This is a genomic window from Streptomyces sp. NBC_01304 (assembly GCF_035975855.1).
Lineage (GTDB): Bacteria > Actinomycetota > Actinomycetes > Streptomycetales > Streptomycetaceae > Streptomyces.
Window position 1 is genome coordinate 180,604 of record NZ_CP109056.1, and the last position, 16,652, is coordinate 197,255.

Genomic DNA, 16,652 nt, shown 5'->3' on the forward strand with positions numbered 1-16,652 from the left:
CGCTTCAAGCAGTCCCGCACAGGCGGGCCACTCCGATCTCGTGCCGTTGCCCCAACTTGACTGCGGGGCCGACGACTTTGCCACCGCGATCGTGCGTCATGCCTGCTGGAGGAGCGCCTGCCTGCTACAGGGGCGAGCGCAAAGCACGCCACAACTGCGTGGATACCGCCAGCGGGTCCATCCCGTCGACCTCCCTACCGTGGCCGGTTAAGTGATCCCCGCGCTGCTCCGCTGCCGCGATGGGCAAGTCATGCGGCGTCGCGGGCAACATCGCATGACAGCACCTGCCGCTCGCCTCCCGCTGACACATCGCATTCGGCACCAGTTCGAGGCCACGGGGAGGAACGTCTGCGTCTCAACGAGGATCGCAGCGACCGACGGCTGCCACGCCGCGACCCGCATCTGAGCGGATGGAAGAGGAGGGGCCAGAGACACAGCACACGACACCCCGCAGGCGCCCGCCGGCGGATCAGGGTTGGCGAGCCCGCCCGACGTGCCGGGGGAGGGCGCCGTCTCGAACTCCGCCAACTGCCCAGTTGACGGAGGCGTGCGCCGCACCGACCTGGCGGGAAGACCCCGGGTCTTCCCGCCGCCGAGCACGGCCTCGTTTTCCCCCGCCAAGGGACGGATATCCACGCAGTTTTCGGCTCCAAACTGCAGAAGTTTCGTTGATTTTCGGCAGCGAGAATTGCTGTCGGGAGCCCGTTTTCGGCCCGAGAATATCAAATTCGGGAGACACTTCTGGCGCCTCAGAAAGGCGTTCGAGCGACGCCGCGCCGTGTGGCGAATGCGCAGCACTGCAGGTCAGAGAGGGTGTATGGTGACGGGCCATTGGTGGAATTCACGATCTTTGAATTCCATCAACACCGGTGATGAACCCGCCGATTATCGACCGTGAGGCATTTCTAAGATCGCGATTCATTTCTGTCGCGAAGGAGCCTAGCGGCGGGCATCAGGAACAGCTGGAGCGGAGAGGTCCGGATGATCTCGGGGGCTAGGCCCGAGGGGACGCGGCAGCACGCAGCGATGCGGCACCGCGGCCTCAGTGCTGTCCCGACGCCGACCGGCCCGTGCGCAGTTCACACCGGCGGGCTACTCCGCGCAACGGCCGGACCTTATCCACAGGCCGGGTCGCGCAAGATGCCCCGAACGCGAAAGGGCCCGGGACCGCAGATCCCGGGCCGTTCGCACTGCGCGGAGGGGGTGACGGCCAAACAGACCGCCAACTGATTGCTGGTGCCGCCGCGTCCGGACCTCTCTTTGCCTGGGTCGGTCGCGGTGACGGTGTCCCCTTCCCTCCTCGATTATGGAGCAGATCATCGCTATCCGTACGAGGGCTGGCTCAGTCTTGCCAAAAACGGCTGGTAGAGCGGCTCGTTCCAAGGGTTCTGGTACGTCCTGGCGTCGCGCCGGGCGCCGGAATGAGGTTGTTGAGCAGGCGGGTCCGGTTCCGGAGTCGGGACCTGGTGATCCGTTGGTGTTGGGCCGGGCGATGCGTGCGCGCCTGTACGCAGCGGTGCGGTATCTCCTGGCGGACGAGTCCCTTGAGGGGCAGCCGGATTCGGTGCGTCTTGCCGCGGTGGTCCTGTTGGCGAAGGCGCCGGCCCGGTCGGTGGAGCAGGTACTGCGCGCGGGGGAGATGGGGCGGTGGCTCGGGTTCTCCGAGTCGTACGTCGACCACACGCTCCTGCCGGCCCTGCGTCAGGCCAAGGTGGTGACGACTGCGCCGGATCTCGCCGAGTCGGGCCGGGTGACCGGGTTGAAGTGGACGCTGCTGCCGCTGCGCGCGGCGCGCGAAAGCGGCGATCCGATGCACCCGCTGGCGCTGGCCCGCAAGGATCTCGCCACGCTTCTGCGGTTCTGTGAGGCGGTGTTCGCCCCGGGATGGGCGCCGATCGACGGCCCGGTGACGCCGCCCGGCCTGCTGGGCGCCCGCCGGGGCAGAGGGGCCGCGACCGACAGGCTTGCCCTGCTGCTCCTCGCGCTGCAGTCGCGCCCCGACGGGCGGGTGCGGTTGGTCGGCGGTTCCGTACAGGAGGGCCGCGGGCGCGCGGCCGCCACGGTGGCGAAGGCGCTGGGGTGTTCGGTGTCCGGTGGCGGCAAGGTCATCGAGCGTCTGGTGCGGCAGCAGGTGGTTGAGGTCGTCCGCGCGGCGACCCAGGGCGGTCAGTTCGGCAAGTCACGTCTGGTGGTCCCCGCGGTAGCGGCGGCGCACGGCCGTGTTCAGGTCGAACCGGTCCGCCCCACACAACCCGCATCAGCGGAGGCGGAGGACGCGCAGCCGTGTCCTGCGTGCTCGCAGAGCACTGACCGCGATGAGGGCGGGCCTGCTGAGGAGGGGCTGGTCTTGTCGGGGGAGGGCTGGCAGCAGCCCTCGTTCGACGACGTCGAGGGCGACGATTTCCAGCGCCCTGGTGATGCACTCGGGGATCTCGACACCTGTCAGGAGCTCGAGGAGCAGACGACAGCAGGGAATCAGGCGGGCGACGAGGGCCTCGGGCCTGTTGTCGACGGGCGCCCCGCTGGTGCATCCCTCCACGCTGACCACGCGCCTGTGGTTGTTCACGGTGGTTCTCGTTCGCTCTCTGGGGGGTTTTCCGGCGAAGCCGATCGCGGGTGCGGTGATCTGCCGGAGTGCGCGGGCGGGCGCGAGGACCGAGCCGTTGGCCCGGATGCCGAGGCGGCCGCGGAGAGCGAGGGGCTGGGCAGCCCGCTGCGCGGGGAACACCGAAGCGAAGCCAGCGAGGAGGAAGTCCAGCAACACCGGCCGAAGCCGGTGAAGCCTCAAGTGCAGCTGGGCCGGGCCGTCTTCACCGGTCCGGCGCTGCTGCCGGCGGGGTTGGAGCTGGTGCTCGCTCCGGTGCGTCCGGTGTGGGAGCGGATCGTTCGGTCGGCGGCCAGGCATCACGTCCAGGCCGCGGTTCGAGTTCAGCTCGGTGACCTGGCCGGCGTGTTGGGCCATCAGGAGGCGGCGGAGGCCCTGGCCGAGCGGCTCGGCCGCCGCCTGGATCAGCAGATGGGCCGGCCGGTGACCGACCCGGTGGGATGGATCCTGGCCCGCGGCCTGCCGCAGCGGGCGTGGTGCTGGTCGCAGCTGTGTGACGAGGGCCGGCGGATGGACACCGGCGGCAGCTGCCCCAGTTGCCAGGTCCTGATCGGGGACAGCCGAGGGCTGCGCTCCCGGATCACTGCCCAGACGGCCAAGGACCTCCCCGGCGCGACGCCCGAAGCGCTCAAGGCCGAGGTCGACAAGCGGCTGAACGCCGCAGTGACGTACGAGCACGCGGTCCGCGCCGACCGGCGCGAACGCATTCTCGCCGAGCAGCAGGCCCGCGCCACGATCGTGCAGCAGCGCCGCGCCGAGCAGGAAGCCGCCGAGCGGCAGCGGCTCGCGCAGCCGTGCGCGGACTGCGGGCTGCCCCAGGCCGCGGCGCTGTGCCTGCTGTGCACCCAACGCCGCAGCACCGCCCGGGTGTTGGCCGAGGCGGTCGACCTCGCGGTGATGGGCCCCACCGACCTGAGCAACATCCCGGCGGTCGCGGCCGCCACCGAGCGGTGCACCAACGACACCCGCGACCTGCACGAACAAGCCCTGCAACGCAAGCGCGAGAAGGGCGCGGGGGAGGCGGATCTGCTGCTCGCGGCCCGCGAGATCGCCGTGGCCATCCGCGACGGCCGGCGCCAGGCACTGCACACCCGGCTGCTCCACTCGCCCGAAGCCGTTGCCGAGGGCGACAAGGCGTACGACGCCCAACTCCGCTCCCGCCGGTATGCGACCCGGGCGCTCGCCGAGCAGGCCGCCGAGCGCGCAGCCGACCAGGCGCAGCTGCGCACCGCCGAGTGCCTGCTCACCCAGCGCACCCGCCAACTGCACGCCGCCCGCCGAGAAGAAGCGCACCCCACGCCGGCACTCGGCTGGACCGCCCGGTGCGCCGACCTGGCCGAGCAGGCCCTCGCCCAGGCGGTGAGCGCCGCATGACCCGGCAACCCACCCCGCGCGGACCAGGCTCACTACTGCCCATCTGGGCTGCTTCCCGGCGTCCGGCAGGGGAGCGGTGCGATGTGGTGTCCCCCTCACGGTCGGGGGAGACATCATGAGCGCGCCGGTCCAGAGCCGACGGCGGCGGCACGTACCCGTGTGGGAGCGCCGCGGACTCACCGCCCGCGCACGGAGGCTCCTCCTGGACGGCGACGTCAACGGCCGCTACGTCGGGCACAACGATCCCGACACTGGATACCGCCTCACCATGGCGCTCGCGCTCGCCTGCTCGCAGCCCGGCCGCCGATGGACGCCCGCCGACTTTCATCACGCGCTGATCTACACGCCGACGGCAGGCGGCTGGTGGGCCCGCAAACTCCGCGAGCGCAAGGGCAGCCTGTACGCGGAGAACAAGCTCACCGAGATGCTCGACAAGGCCGCCGACTTCGCTGCGGCCAACGAGCCCATCACCGGCCGCCAGGACGCAGTCGAGAAGGTCGAGGAGTTCCGCCGCATCGTGGAATCGCTCACCTGGCCCACCCGCGACGGCGGAGCCACCGACCACAAGAACCTCGCCGCCCGCCTGCGCCTGTGCGAACGCTCCGGCGGACTCGACCACACCATCGCCCTGCGGCCGCTCGCCGAACAGATGGGCTGCTCAAGGTCGACGGTCGAAGCCAGCAACGCACGCCTACGCAAGGCCGGCTGGCTCACCCTGGATACGCCCGGCACCGGCAAGAACCACGGCTCCCAATGGCGCCTGAAAGTCCCCAAGACCATCCGCGACCGGATCACCGCCGGTGCAGCGCCGGGACAGTTCCTGCCCCCCACCACCAAGGTGATGGCAACTGTCCCGGACCCGCACACTTTTACCGACACCTTCGTCCTGGCCGAGGTGATGGCACACGACGCCTTCCACCACTGGGCCCACGGCACCAGCGGCGCCCGCCTCCTCGCCTGCCTCGACCCGGTCGAAGGACTCAGCCCCGACCAGCTGCAACAGGCCACCACCCTGCACCGCACCACCATCAAACGCCGCATGACCTCACTCGTCGACGACGGCCTGGCCGAAGAGCGCGAAGGCCTGTACTACCTGAGCATCGAACTCGCCGGCGATGTCCGCCTGGACGCCGACGACCAAGTCCTCGAGCAGGCCGCCGAGAACCACGGCACCCACGGCAGGGGAGCCACCCGCCAGCAACGCCACGCGCGCGAACGCTCCAACTTCCAACGGTGGCTGGCCGAACGCCCCGTCCGTCGCCAACCCGCCCGCCCACCTCTTGTCGTTGTCCCCGAAGGCGTCGTCGACCCCCACACTGGTGAACTCCTCGACGACCGATGGCGCGGCTGGGACTGCTCCGATCCGGCCCGGCCGGTGTGGTGCGGCGACCTCAGACCCGTACGTCAGGACTCCTCCACGCTGGAGCAAGCCGCATGACCGGACGGCGGGCCTTCGCGGACTTCACCGTGCCTCAACAGGAAAGTCGGCCGGGACAGCCGACTCCGGGTGATGGTCGTCCAGTTCCCCGAGCAGCTCCGGATTCACGATGCCGACGATCGCCACGATGTCTGCCCTGCTCGCCGCCGGCCACAGGACAGCGCGCGCAGCCCGGTACTTCGCGGCTAGCCGTTCCCGCTTGGCCTTGTCCAGTTGGGCGGCCCGGTCGCTGCGGGAGTTGTGGGCGTTGTCGGCGATCTTCACCAGGGTGGCCTGCGGGTCGGCGACGATGGTCCGGATCTTCGCCTCGTACGTCATCCCCGGCCGGTTGGTGACCGCCTCGACGATCTCGACCACCCGCTCGCCGACGCCGGCGGACAGCAGTCCTGCCGCGGTCCACGGGGTGTCCTCGACCACGTCGTGCAGCAGACCCGCCATGACGAGCTCGTCACCGAACGGGGCGAGACCGGCGGCCACCGACTTCACGTGCTCGATGTACGCGACGCCGATCTTGTCGGTCTGTCCGGCATGCGCCTGCTCGGCCAGCACGGTGACTTCGTCGAGCGACTTCATCGGTTCTCCTTCATCAGGGCGAACCCTGGCTTTCGGCAGGGGCAGGTGTGGACCAGAGGGGCGGCCGGCGGGATGCCGGCGCCGGGGGAGAGGCGGCTATCCAGAGGGCGCCTTGGCCGACTGGAAGAGGTGCAGGATCAGGGCCAGATCGGCGGTGGTGAGGCTGTCGGCCCGGACTCCGTTCGCGTCGAAGGCGCTGTCCACGATGTCCTTCACGCCCTGCGCCTTCAGCGTGGCCACGGTGTTCTTCAGCCGCTCGACCAGGACGGTCGGCACATCGGTGCCGACGGTCTGCGTGGCCCCGGCAGGAAGGGGCGCACCGTCGGCGCCGGACAGGGCCGTTTCGATACGCCGGGTCGCCTTGACGCCGAGGTTGCGCGCGGCCCCGATGAAGACCTCGAGACCCTCCTGGCCCCGGGCCTGCTTCAGGACGCGCAGGTCATCGAGAGTCCTGATGTGGTTGTGCCACAGGGCGTTGGCGATCCGCCGGGCCAGCCCGTCACCGCCGAGCGCCGTCATCAACTGCTCGAACGGATCGTCGTTCTGCTGCGTCATCGGACTTCCTTCATCAACGTGGGGGACGCGAACGGCGCGGTCGCCCGTCAGTTGGCGGGGACAGAGAGGCCTCGCCCGGAGCCGAGCCCGAGGTCGAAGTAGCCGCGGACGAGCAGGGACGCCTCGCGGCCGAGGTGGGCGTAGTAGCCGCCTGCCGGATACCGGACTCCGCATGCGCACTCGTCGTCCGTGCCGGCCTGTCCCGTGAGGAAGTGACTGGCCAGGAGGACGGCCACGCGCTGGTCGAGGTCTTCCGGCACGAGGGGCGTCGGCCCCGTCTCCGCGGTGACGTAGTGCCAGGTCACCCACTGGCCCGCATCCGGCGCCGCGGGATCGTCGTCGAACTCCCATTCCTGGGTGTGCCGCGTCCCGAGCAGGGTGCGGTACCGCAGCGGCCGGCCGGTGTCCGGATGGAAGGTCTCGTGCCAGGTGTCCGGATGGTCGGCCGGCAGGGAGCACGGCGTAGCCAGCGAGTAGTGGGCAACGGGGCAGATGCGGGTGCCGTCGGCGGCCGGCGTCACTGCGTTCCCTCGGGAGAGGGGGCGTGCTGGTTGGCACCCCGGCACGGTCCCTGCTCCGGCAGCACCCGCTCGCACGGCCCCCAAGCCGTCTGCTCGGTGCAGCGCTGGAGCTGGACGTCGCCGAGCTCCCGCAGCGCGGTCGCCAGAGCCCGCGCGGTCGTTGTCACCTGAAGCCAGGTGTCCTCCGTGCGGGTGCGGGGCCAGTGCTGCGCCCGGGCCTGGGCGAACGCCTGGTGCGGCGCGTTGAACTGCGGGTAGCGCATCGTCCAGCCCAGAGCCTCCTCGTCGAGCATCGCCAACGGGCCGGTCATCTCGGGGGACATCGACGCAACATGGTCGAGTTCGGCGGCGAGCTCGACAGCCGTGTACTGGTCATCCATGCGTGCTGCTCCTGAAGTCGTTGACGGGAGAGTCGCGCTCCTGCGGATCGCGATCGTGCAGCGAGCGGATCCGGTGTCTGGCCGGCTGCCGGCTCAGGACTGCTCCTTGGCGCCGGCCGCCGGGGCCTCGACGCCGGCGTGCCGCAGCCCCTTGCCGAGCACGGTGACGACCAGGTCGTCCTCGTGACCGCCGGCCGCCTCCTTGAGGGACACGGAACGGGTGCGGACGAGGCGGTGGCCGACCAGGCTGTCGAGCGCGCCGGGCAGCGCGGAGAACGCCGGCTGCTGGTGCAGGCGCACCTGGGCCCTGCCCACCGAACCGTCGACGGCGCCGGCCGCCATCTCGTACAGCTCGCCGGCCGAGGGGAGCGGGGCGTGAACGGAGGCCGCGGCGAGCACCTCCAGCAGGGCGCGCTCGAGATCGGTGAGCGGGATCTCGGCCTTGGGCCGGCCGCGGGTGCCCTTGTGCTCGGTCGCGGCGTACCGGCGCAGCCCCTCGGCGTCGAAGAGCGGTCCGGAGGCCAGGGCCTGCACGTGGTACGGCGCCAGGTCGCCGTCCTTGAGCAGCTGGCCCACGCGGGTCCGGGACACCTTGATGATGTCCGCGGCCTCCGCGGTGCCGGCCAGCTCGGGCACAGCCGGCAGATCGAGCCGGCGGTCGAACTCGGCCTCGGTCAGGACCTCGAAGCCCTGTACGGCAGCGGGGGAGATGCCGTACTTCATCGCGGCGCCCTGGGCGTACTCGAGGCCGTGGGTGCCGGCGTTGAGCGGGGAGTCGGACTCGACGAACAGGCGGATCGACAGGTGGGAGTTGGGCGCGATGCCGACGGCGGGGCTGTGGTCGAGGAGGTCCTCGTGGATCTCGCTGCAGGCCTCGGGTGTGATGTCGGGGGCGTCGAACTCCACGTACACGTTGAACTGGGTCATGGGTTCCTCTTCTTCATGGTCTTCGTGTGTGGTGACGGCGCGCGACCGGCCGGGCGCCGGGGTTGCCCCCGGCGCCAGTCGCCCGGTCAGGGCTTGATGAACCCGGCCCGCTTGAGAGCCGCCATAGCGTTCTTGAGCCCCCGGTACTCGCTGGGGGTGCCCGGCATCGAGGTGACGAATACGAGCTTGGTTTCCTTCCCGTCCCGGATCGGCTTGTAGACCAGGTAGTGCTTCCGCTTCGTTTCCTTGAGGACGAAGCCCTGCTGCTCCGCCTGGTCGCGCAGCTTGTTGAGGTCCTTCTTCGTTGCCATGTTCTCCCCTAACGCTTCACGCCGTCAAGAATTATGATCCCACATAAAACTTGATGACGTCAAGAATTATGAACAAGATTCTTGGGGGAGTTGCGTCCCATGGGGCAACAAGGCCTCACGGCACCGCTGTTGGCCTGGCCCGCTGCGCCGCGGACGCTCATGCGCCGCCGCGATACGACCCCGGCAGACGGGCAGGTACGGACACCGGCGTCCTGCGCCGGACTGCGGCCGAGCGCTTCGGGCCCCTCGACAGTCAGGCGGTTCGCAACGGGCCCGGCGCGCTCGCCCGGTCAACCGGACGACGGACTCATGCGGTTCGGCGCCGAGATTCCCGGCGCCGGACCGCGGCCGGTCTGGGCGCTGCTACCGTGAACCGCGAGGGCCGGATACGCGGCCTGGCAGAGCCTTCAGCCACCCGGCACGGCAAGGTGATCACCGAAGCGGGCCAACAGTCCGTCAGAGCCACCGCTTTCGCATCCCTTCACCCTTCGACGTCGAGCCGGGCGACGGACGAAAGGTGCCCAAAATGGCTGCCCCGCACAAATCCCTCCGTGCCCGCCTGCGCACCCAGCTCACCGGCGAGACCCTGCAGCAGGCCCAGATCGACCTGGCAGGCCGCGATGGCGTGCCCGACCCCGCTCACGAGGAGCAGGCCGCGCTGGAGGCCGCCGTCCTCCACGAGCTCGACCAGTCCTTCGCCCGCGACCACCTGCCCACCGAGGACCACCTCTACGGGCTCGTTCGGGTGCGGCCGCGCCACGACGGACTGGTACTCGACCTCGTCGAGGAACTGTGGGAAGGCATCCTCGACCAGTTGCTGCCGGACCTGCTGCCAGACCTGGACATCATGACCGGGATCCCCGGGCTGCGCGCCCGGACCCTCGGCCGCGGACGCATCGAACTCCACCGGCCCGGCACCCCCGCATCCATCACCCTCCAGCTGCACGGCGACGACGCCGTCGACGCGAAGGCCTGGGTCGGTGAACTGCCCTCAAGTGGCCACCCGTTGCGGACCATGGCCGACTGGACCGACACGGAACGCGAACGCCTCGGTGACTATGCACGGGCCATCGGCGAACCGATGTCCCGCAGCCGGGTACTCCGCCGGATCATGGCCTTCCGGCATCTGCCCAACGTGTTCCTGCTCGACGACACCGACACCGGTACCGTCCCCACTGCCGCCGACTTCCAGCAGCTCCTGGCCGTACGCAAGCGCCCGCGCACCCCCGCAACACCCGTCCGCGCCAAGCAGGTTCGCCCCCTGACGCCCGTCGCCGGCCGCCCGCTCGTCGTGGCCGTGGTCAGCGGGCACGGCCCCCGGGGCAACGGCGCCGGCGGACACGGCCGCACCACCGTCACCATCGAGCTCGGCCGAGCGCTCGCAGCCAGGGGACGCAGAGTCCTGGTCGTCGACGGCAATCCGCAGGGCGACGCCACCCACTACCTGCAGAACGCGCCCGAGGGCCTGCGCGTCGAGCCGGCCACCCAGCGCTCCACCTTCACCATGGACGTGGCGCTCGCCCGCGACCTGGCCCACACGGCGGACGCCGACGTCGTCCTCCTCGATGTCGGCCCCACCGATCAGCTCCAGGCCGTCGACATCGCCGATCACTGGCTGGCCGTGGCGAACATGGCGCAGTCGCCCCACGGGGACTTCGTCATGGACGAGACCCGGGACGCCAAGGGGCGCCTGCTGGCCGGGGGATGGCACGAGCACTGGCTCACGGAAATGCGCGCCCACCGGTGGGATGTGCGCTGGCGCCTGGCCCCGCGCGCCTTCGGCAGGATGTTCGCGCCCTTCCCCGCCAGCACCTGCGCCGGTGTGGTCGTGCTCGGCGAGCGCACGATCCCCGGCGCCCAGGCCGTCGACTACCTCGACGGCCTCACCTCCGACCTCCCGCTCCTCACCCCTCCCATCCCGCACAGCCGCCGTGACCTCACGGACCCGCCCACCGGCGCGGAGCGGACTGCGTACGAGGCCATCGCCCGGAACCTGCTGGGCTGAGGTGGCATGGCTCGGCCCTGCTGCTCCGGAGATCCGGGGCAACAGGGCCGGGCGAAGCGGTAGTTCGCGGAAGTCAGACCGGGAGGGGGCGGCCGTGTCCGCCCCGAGGGCCAGGGACCGGCTCGCTCTCACCCCCGCCGTCATCCATCGCGAAGTGGCCGGCTGGCTTACAGGTTGATCAGGTCGCGTACGTCGTCCGGGAGACCTTCGATCAGCGCGGGGTGCGCCAAGAGGTAGTCACGGACCCGCTCGACGTCGTCCCTGCCGAGGGGGAGAGGCCCTTCACCGGCCTGCAGCCCGAGCTCGGAGCGGACTTCCTCGCCCAACAGGTCGGCCAGGGGCCGGTAGTCGCGGGTGTCGCTCTGCGCCATGAGCTCCTCGAACGAGGGGCGGGGCCCGACTTCGGGGAGCGGGCGGGTCGGGGTGGGTGCGGGCTGGTCCGCCATGCGCGAGAAGCGGGGGCTGCTGCCGTGGTCGGTCATAACGTCCTCCAGTCGGGGCCGGATTGCGGATGATCCCCACCCACAACAACAGTCTACCCATAAAACTTCACGATGTCAAGAATTACGCACTCTGTGGTGTGGGTTAGAAGCGGCGGAGCTCGTCGCGGTCGACGAGCCGGATCACCACACAGTCGCGGCCGTCGATGCGGACGTTCTCCTGCACCCCCACCGACACCCACTTCGAGCCGCTCTCGTGCAGCCGCTCCCGCTCGTCGTTGCCGTAGTTGGACAGCTGCGCCACGGCCGCGCCCTTGCGGGAGACCAGCTCGAACACCACGGCGTGATCGGCCTCGCCGTACTCGTCGCCGTCGTCCCACTCGGTGCGGGCGAAGTACGGGTTGGCGGCGACGTTCGGGCAGTGGGACGACGACATGAACGACTTGTCCTGGTAGTCGGTGCCCGCGGGAAAGTTCGCTCTCGCCCACTCGGCGACCCGGTTGGCCTTGCGGGCCTCGAGCGGCGGGGTGAACCCCCGGTAGGTGTGGTGCGGCGTCTCGGCGACACCAGCAGCGCGGATCGCGGAGTTGATGTTCCCGCTGACCTCCCGCATCGGCACGGACATGCCCTCGGCCGGCTGGTCCAGATCGCGGCCGGTGTACAGGTGCGCGTTGATCTGCCGGTACTTATGGCCCGTGTATGTGGCCGTCCAGTGCTGCTGCGCGGCATTCAGGCTCGCCGCCCAGGCGGCCGACTCGGGCACGAGCGCATCGGCCCGCTGGTCGTCCAGCTCATCGCGGTACCCGGCGCTGCTGAAGCCGTGCCGCTCCCACGGCCTGCCGGCCTGACCGGTCCGCGCGGCGGTGACGATCTGCTCGGCATGATCGGCGGGAACCCGGTCGTAGACGACGTGGCCGTGCTCCACCCGGTAGGGCCAGGGCGAGTCGGCCAGGGCCTGGTAGCCGTCCTGGTCGAGACGGGTGACCACGACTCGGGCGTACGGCGGCTCGCCGTCGCTGCCGGGGTAGACGGTCGCGGCGCCGGCGAAGCGGTCGTCGCTCCACGCAACGGTCTGCCCGCCGTCCTGGCGCGGCAGGAACGTGGCATTCCCGCCGACACCGCTGGCCTGCGCGAACGCGGCGGCCGCGCGAACGTGTTCGGGGTACTCCGGTGACTGCGGGACACCCCACCCGTCACCGGCCGGCGGGTCGTCGGGGCGCGGGCCGAGCGCGAACGCCAGACGCGGGTCAACGGGCGGCGACGCGCTGGGAGGCGGAGCGCCGGTCATCAACCCGCGGGTGGCGGCCGCGGACTGCTTGGCCTGCTCCGCATACAGCTTGGCCTTCTCGTCGTCCCCCGCCTCGGCCGCTTCGCGCGTCCGGGCCGCCCACACCTGCGTCTGCTCGTACGCGGCGCGCGCGGGATGCCCGGCGTCCGCGCCGGCCACGCTCTGGGCCAGGCGCGCGGACGCGCGCCTGGCGGCCCGGACGGCGGGATGCGACGAGGCACACCGCCGTCCGCCCTTCGCTGTCGACCTGCACACACCGCACTCCCTCCTCCCAACCCGCCGCCGGCGGGCACCACCGCTTCGGCAGTGCAGTGATCTTGGAAGGAGCGGCCTGTGGACAGAGGCCACACAACGGCCCGAGTACGGCAGTCGGTGTCTGAACGCACCGCAGGCGGGGCAGCCGGTGAGGGCTGCCCCGCCTGCAGCGGAGGGATCCGGGCCGCGCTGGGGTCAGACGCTGCTGCGAGAACCGAGGTCGGTGGCCACCGCCTGGGCGACCTGCTCGGGCTCGGGGAGGTAAGGCAGAGACGTGGTGAAGTCCCGTACCTGACGGTTCTCGCCGCGGATCATCACCAGGTACCAGCCGGAGCCCTCGAAGTCGTCGACGTGCCGCGGCTCGCAGTCCTGGTCAACACGCCAGGACACCACGACCTCGTCGTAGTCCGTGGCGCCGGTGCCGGCCAGGGACTCGCCGTCGAGGATGATCGCGCCCTCCCACGGGTCGCCGTGCCACCAAGACTCGGGCGGGGTGCCATGGGCAGCGATGGCGTCGTGGACGGCCTTGAAGTAGGCGTCTTTCGGGAAGCCGTCCGGCTGCTGCCAGCGGTCGAGTTCGGGCATGGAGTCCTCCCACAGTCGTCGTCGGGCTGATCGTGGTGCCACCACAGCGGTGGCCCTCCCGCCGCCGAGCGGGGGAGGGCCACCTCGGTCGGATCAGGTCAGGTAGTCGGCGACCAGGTCGGCGAACTGCTGCTCGCTGAGGATCTTCGTGTCGAGCTGCTGCGCCTTGGCGAGCTTGGACCCGGCGCCCTCACCCGCGACGAGGATGGACGTCTTCTTCGAGACGCTGCTGGAGGAGGTGCCCCCGGCCTTCTCGATCAGCTCGTTCATCGCGTTGCGGTTGAGGTGCGCGAGCGGACCGTGCATGCCGCCCGTGACGACGACCGCCAGACCGCTGAGCGGGCCCTCGGCCTTGGTCTCGCCGTCGGCCGCGTCCGCTCCGGGCTCGGTCATGTTGACGCCCGCGGCGACGAGCTTGTCGATGACCGGGCCCAACTCCGCGATACGGGCGGCGATCTTCGGGGCGTTCGCCCCCGGGAGCTTGTTCACCTGGGCAAGCGACTCAGCGTCCGCCGCGCGAATAGCCTCCATGGTGTGGAAGTGCCGGGCGATCTCGCGGGAGAGGGTCCGGCCCGTGTTCTTGATGCCGAGCGCGCAGAACACGCGGTTCAGCGGCTGGGCCTTGGCCTTCTCAATCTCCGCCAACAGTGAGTCCGCGCGCTTCTCGCTGCGGGCCGCCTTCGCCAACTGCTCGCGGGTCAGCGTGAACAGGTCGGCCACATCGGCGACATCACCGGAGTCGAGGAGCGCCTCGATGTAGGTGACGCCGAGCCCGTCGATGTCGAGCTGGTCCCGCCCCGCGGCGTACTTCAGGGAGGGCAGCAGACCGCAGCCGCCGCCCGCCCCGCCCGCGCACTCCCACCGCTCACCAGACTTGTTGATCGGTCCCTCGCACTTCGGGCACACCTCGGGAAGGACGATCGGCGTCTCCTCGCCGGTACGCAGGTCGACCACCGGAGCCTCGATGCGTGGGATCACGTCACCCGTCTTCCAGACCATGACCGTGTCCCCGATCATCATGCCGCTGTCGCGGATGAACGCAGGGTTGTGCAGGGTGGCGCGCGCGAGGACGCTGCCGTCAACCTCGACCGGCTCCAGGACGGCCGTCGGAGCGATGTTGCCGGTCCGCCCGACGTTCCACACCACGCGCAGGAGCTTGGTCTGCGCCTCACTCGCGGGCAGCTTGTAGGCGATCGCCCAGTGCGGGTGCCGCGTGGCGAACCCGGCCGTCTCCTGCTCGGCGAAGCTGTCGGCCTTGATGACCACACCGTCGATCCCGAACGGAAGACCCGGCCGCAGCCGGCTGATCTCCTCGACCCGGGCCTGGACCTCCTCCAGCGTCTTGCACGTGCGCAGCCCCACCTCGGTACTGGCGGTGGTCTGCACACCCAGGGCCTGCACCTGCGCCATGACCTTCTCGTGGGTGTCGCCAACGAGGAAGTCGACACTATCGAGGCCCACCGCGCCGTAGGCGAAGAACGTCGTCTCGATCACATAGGGGCGGTCCTTCGCACGCAGCGTGCCCGCGGTGCCATTGCGCGGGTTGGAGAAGACCTTCGCGTTGTGCGCGGTGCGGATCTCGTTGGCCTTCTCGAACTGCGCCTGCGTCAGCAGGACCTCGCCGCGGATCTCGACCGTGGCCTCATTATCGAGCTGCTCGGGCAGGCCGACGATGGTGCCGATCGCGTGCGAGAGATCCTCACCGTGGGCACCGTCCCCGCGACCCACCAGCTGGACGAGCCGGCCCTTGCGGTAGCGGGCGGCGATCGCCGCCCCGTCCAGCTTCGGCTCCACCGCGTACCCGCCCGCGGCCGGTCCGCCGATCCGGCGGGCCAGCGAAGCGCCCCACTTGGTCAGCTCCTCGGCGGAGAACACGTTGCCCAGGGACAGCATCGGCACGGTGTGCGCGACGTCGCCGACCGGCGCCACGCCGCCGCCGACCTTCCCAATCGGCGAATCAGCACGGACGTGCCCGGGGAAGGCGTCCTCGTACGCGGCGATCTCACGGACCAGCGCGTCGAACCTGGCATCGGAGTAAGTGGTGTCCCCCTCCCCGTAATAGGCCGCGGACGCGGCCAGCGCCGTATCGACGGCGGCCTCGTAGGAGGCGCGGTCGGTCAGGGGAGCGGGTGCAGGAGTCGTCATACAGGTGATCCTTTCGTAGGGGTCTGACAATGCGGAGGCCCGCAGTCCGGGCACGGATCGGTGTCGTGCGGTCACGGCCTCACAGCGCGACCTCGTCGGGCTCGGCCTGGAAGAACTTCATGTAGAGCGGCTTGAGCGCGGCCCGGCGTGCCTGGCGCTCCGGCTGGTTCAGGCGACCGGGCAGCACCGCGACCGCGCGGTCCAGGAGAAGGTGCGGACTGCGGTTGCGGATGTGGACGGCGCACCGCTCGCAGGACGCCCAGGGCTCGGAGAAGACGTGCGTCTTTCCGCCCTCGTCCTGCACGATCGCCTTGCGCGTGTAGAACGCGGTCACCGGGTGGTCGCTGGCGCAGAAGTCGCAGACGCCGCGCTGCCGGCTCTCGTCCCTGGGCACCGGCACGGCCGCGTGGTCCCACGTCTTGCCGACCCATGCGGGGTGGGCGTAGCGCGCCCCGAAGGCGTCGCTCACGTAGTTCAGGGGTGTGCAACAGGCGCCGCACATCATGGGGTTGGGCTGGATCAAGCTTCGGTCTCCACGGGGGTGAGGGGTGGGGGAGTGACGCCGGGTGCAGCGCGCAGGGCGCCGCACCCGGCCGGTGGGGGCGGTCAGTCGGAGAGGCCCTTGAGGGCGCTCTGGAAGGTGCGGAGCTTCTGCTCGGCGATCGCGACGCGCGGCCGAAGGTCGTTGAGCTCCCGGTCCTTCTGGGCCAGCTCGATCTTGGCGCTGTTGAGCTCCGTGAGGTAGAGCCCGGCCTTCCGGGCCCGGGTGAGCATGTCGCCGACCGACATCTTGGCCATGTCCTCCGACGACGACAGCGGGGCGAACTCCACCTTCGCCGTACGCGGGGACGCGGTCTTCGTGATGCGCGCCGGAACGGCCTGCGCGATACGCGGGGTGGTGACCTTGGGAGTCTCGGTGACCTCCGCGTGCAGCTTCATGTGCGGCACGATGCCGTTCTGGCTGACGTGCGAGTACGCGCAGTCCGGCACGTTGTCGACGAACAGCTCCCGGTCGTCCTCCAGGAGCACCTTGAAAATGCGCTCGAAGTAGCTGTCCTGCACGCCGGGCTTGTGGAACCGGGTCTCGGCGTTCTCCCACTCAATGACGCGGATGCCGTTGAGGGTGAGGATGTCCTTGGTGAAGTCCACGGTGCGTTCCTTAACAACACGGGCCGACGGACACTGCCGCCGGGCGGATACGGGTGTGAGGTCTGAGGGGCCCGGCCCGTCCAAGGGGGTCCGGACGGGCC

15 protein-coding genes are annotated in these 16,652 nt (G+C 70.4%); 3 read left to right on the forward strand and 12 right to left on the reverse strand.

What is annotated here, in order from left to right; all coding sequences use genetic code 11:
- Window positions 1–1,492 precede the first annotated feature (1,492 nt).
- Window positions 1,493–3,979 carry a hypothetical protein gene (locus tag OG430_RS48485; protein WP_327359712.1) on the forward strand — a complete coding sequence of 829 codons (2,487 nt, stop codon included), beginning with the start codon at window positions 1,493–1,495 and terminating at the stop codon, window positions 3,977–3,979.
- A 115-nt stretch (window positions 3,980–4,094) separates the two neighbouring features.
- Window positions 4,095–5,417, forward strand: coding sequence for a hypothetical protein (locus OG430_RS48490; protein ID WP_327359713.1), 1,323 nt, complete (start codon window positions 4,095–4,097; stop codon window positions 5,415–5,417).
- A 24-nt stretch (window positions 5,418–5,441) separates the two neighbouring features.
- On the opposite strand, the gene OG430_RS48495 is transcribed toward OG430_RS48490, so the two are convergent.
- The 6 genes from OG430_RS48495 to OG430_RS48520 all read right to left on the reverse strand — a co-directional run bounded on the left by OG430_RS48495 (window position 5,442) and on the right by OG430_RS48520 (window position 8,684).
- A complete protein-coding gene (locus tag OG430_RS48495; RefSeq protein WP_327359714.1) occupies window positions 5,442–5,990 on the reverse strand; it encodes an HD domain-containing protein in 549 nt (182 codons plus the stop codon).
- Window positions 5,991–6,086: 96 nt separating this feature from the next.
- Window positions 6,087–6,545: a hypothetical protein gene (locus tag OG430_RS48500; RefSeq protein WP_327359715.1), complete on the reverse strand. Its 459-nt coding sequence runs from the start codon at window positions 6,543–6,545 to the stop codon at window positions 6,087–6,089.
- A 47-nt stretch (window positions 6,546–6,592) separates the two neighbouring features.
- Window positions 6,593–7,066: a hypothetical protein gene (locus tag OG430_RS48505; RefSeq protein WP_327359716.1), complete on the reverse strand. Its 474-nt coding sequence runs from the start codon at window positions 7,064–7,066 to the stop codon at window positions 6,593–6,595.
- Window positions 7,063–7,446, reverse strand: a complete 384-nt coding sequence (locus OG430_RS48510) for a hypothetical protein (protein WP_327359717.1) — start codon at window positions 7,444–7,446, stop codon at window positions 7,063–7,065. Before OG430_RS48510 ends, OG430_RS48505 begins: the two co-directional genes overlap by 4 nt.
- A gap of 93 nt (window positions 7,447–7,539) precedes the next feature.
- Window positions 7,540–8,373, reverse strand: a complete 834-nt coding sequence (locus OG430_RS48515) for a hypothetical protein (RefSeq protein ID WP_327359718.1) — start codon at window positions 8,371–8,373, stop codon at window positions 7,540–7,542.
- 86 nt (window positions 8,374–8,459) lie between these two features.
- Window positions 8,460–8,684, reverse strand: a complete 225-nt coding sequence (locus tag OG430_RS48520) for a hypothetical protein (protein WP_327359719.1) — start codon at window positions 8,682–8,684, stop codon at window positions 8,460–8,462.
- Between the two features lie 526 nt (window positions 8,685–9,210).
- On the opposite strand from OG430_RS48520, the gene OG430_RS49655 reads away from it, so the two are divergent.
- Complete coding sequence (locus tag OG430_RS49655; protein ID WP_442816777.1) at window positions 9,211–10,689, forward strand: nucleotide-binding protein; 1,479 nt, start codon at window positions 9,211–9,213, stop codon at window positions 10,687–10,689.
- Window positions 10,690–10,856: 167 nt separating this feature from the next.
- Here the strand turns inward: OG430_RS49655 and OG430_RS48530 are convergent, their stop codons facing one another.
- The 6 genes from OG430_RS48530 to OG430_RS48555 form a co-directional block, all read right to left on the reverse strand.
- Window positions 10,857–11,171: a hypothetical protein gene (locus OG430_RS48530; RefSeq protein ID WP_327359720.1), complete on the reverse strand. Its 315-nt coding sequence runs from the start codon at window positions 11,169–11,171 to the stop codon at window positions 10,857–10,859.
- A 103-nt stretch (window positions 11,172–11,274) separates the two neighbouring features.
- Window positions 11,275–12,672, reverse strand: coding sequence for a hypothetical protein (locus tag OG430_RS48535; RefSeq protein ID WP_327359721.1), 1,398 nt, complete (start codon window positions 12,670–12,672; stop codon window positions 11,275–11,277).
- Window positions 12,673–12,867: 195 nt separating this feature from the next.
- Window positions 12,868–13,257: a hypothetical protein gene (locus OG430_RS48540; RefSeq protein WP_327359722.1), complete on the reverse strand. Its 390-nt coding sequence runs from the start codon at window positions 13,255–13,257 to the stop codon at window positions 12,868–12,870.
- 93 nt (window positions 13,258–13,350) lie between these two features.
- The gene (gene ligA / locus OG430_RS48545) at window positions 13,351–15,402 is read right to left on the reverse strand and encodes an NAD-dependent DNA ligase LigA (RefSeq protein WP_327359723.1); all 2,052 of its coding nucleotides are present in this window, start codon (window positions 15,400–15,402) and stop codon (window positions 13,351–13,353) included.
- Window positions 15,403–15,481: 79 nt separating this feature from the next.
- The gene (locus OG430_RS48550) at window positions 15,482–15,925 is read right to left on the reverse strand and encodes a hypothetical protein (RefSeq protein WP_327359724.1); all 444 of its coding nucleotides are present in this window, start codon (window positions 15,923–15,925) and stop codon (window positions 15,482–15,484) included.
- A gap of 83 nt (window positions 15,926–16,008) precedes the next feature.
- Entirely contained in the window at window positions 16,009–16,551 is a 543-nt protein-coding gene (locus OG430_RS48555) for a hypothetical protein (protein WP_327359725.1), read from the reverse strand.
- Window positions 16,552–16,652 lie beyond the last annotated feature (101 nt).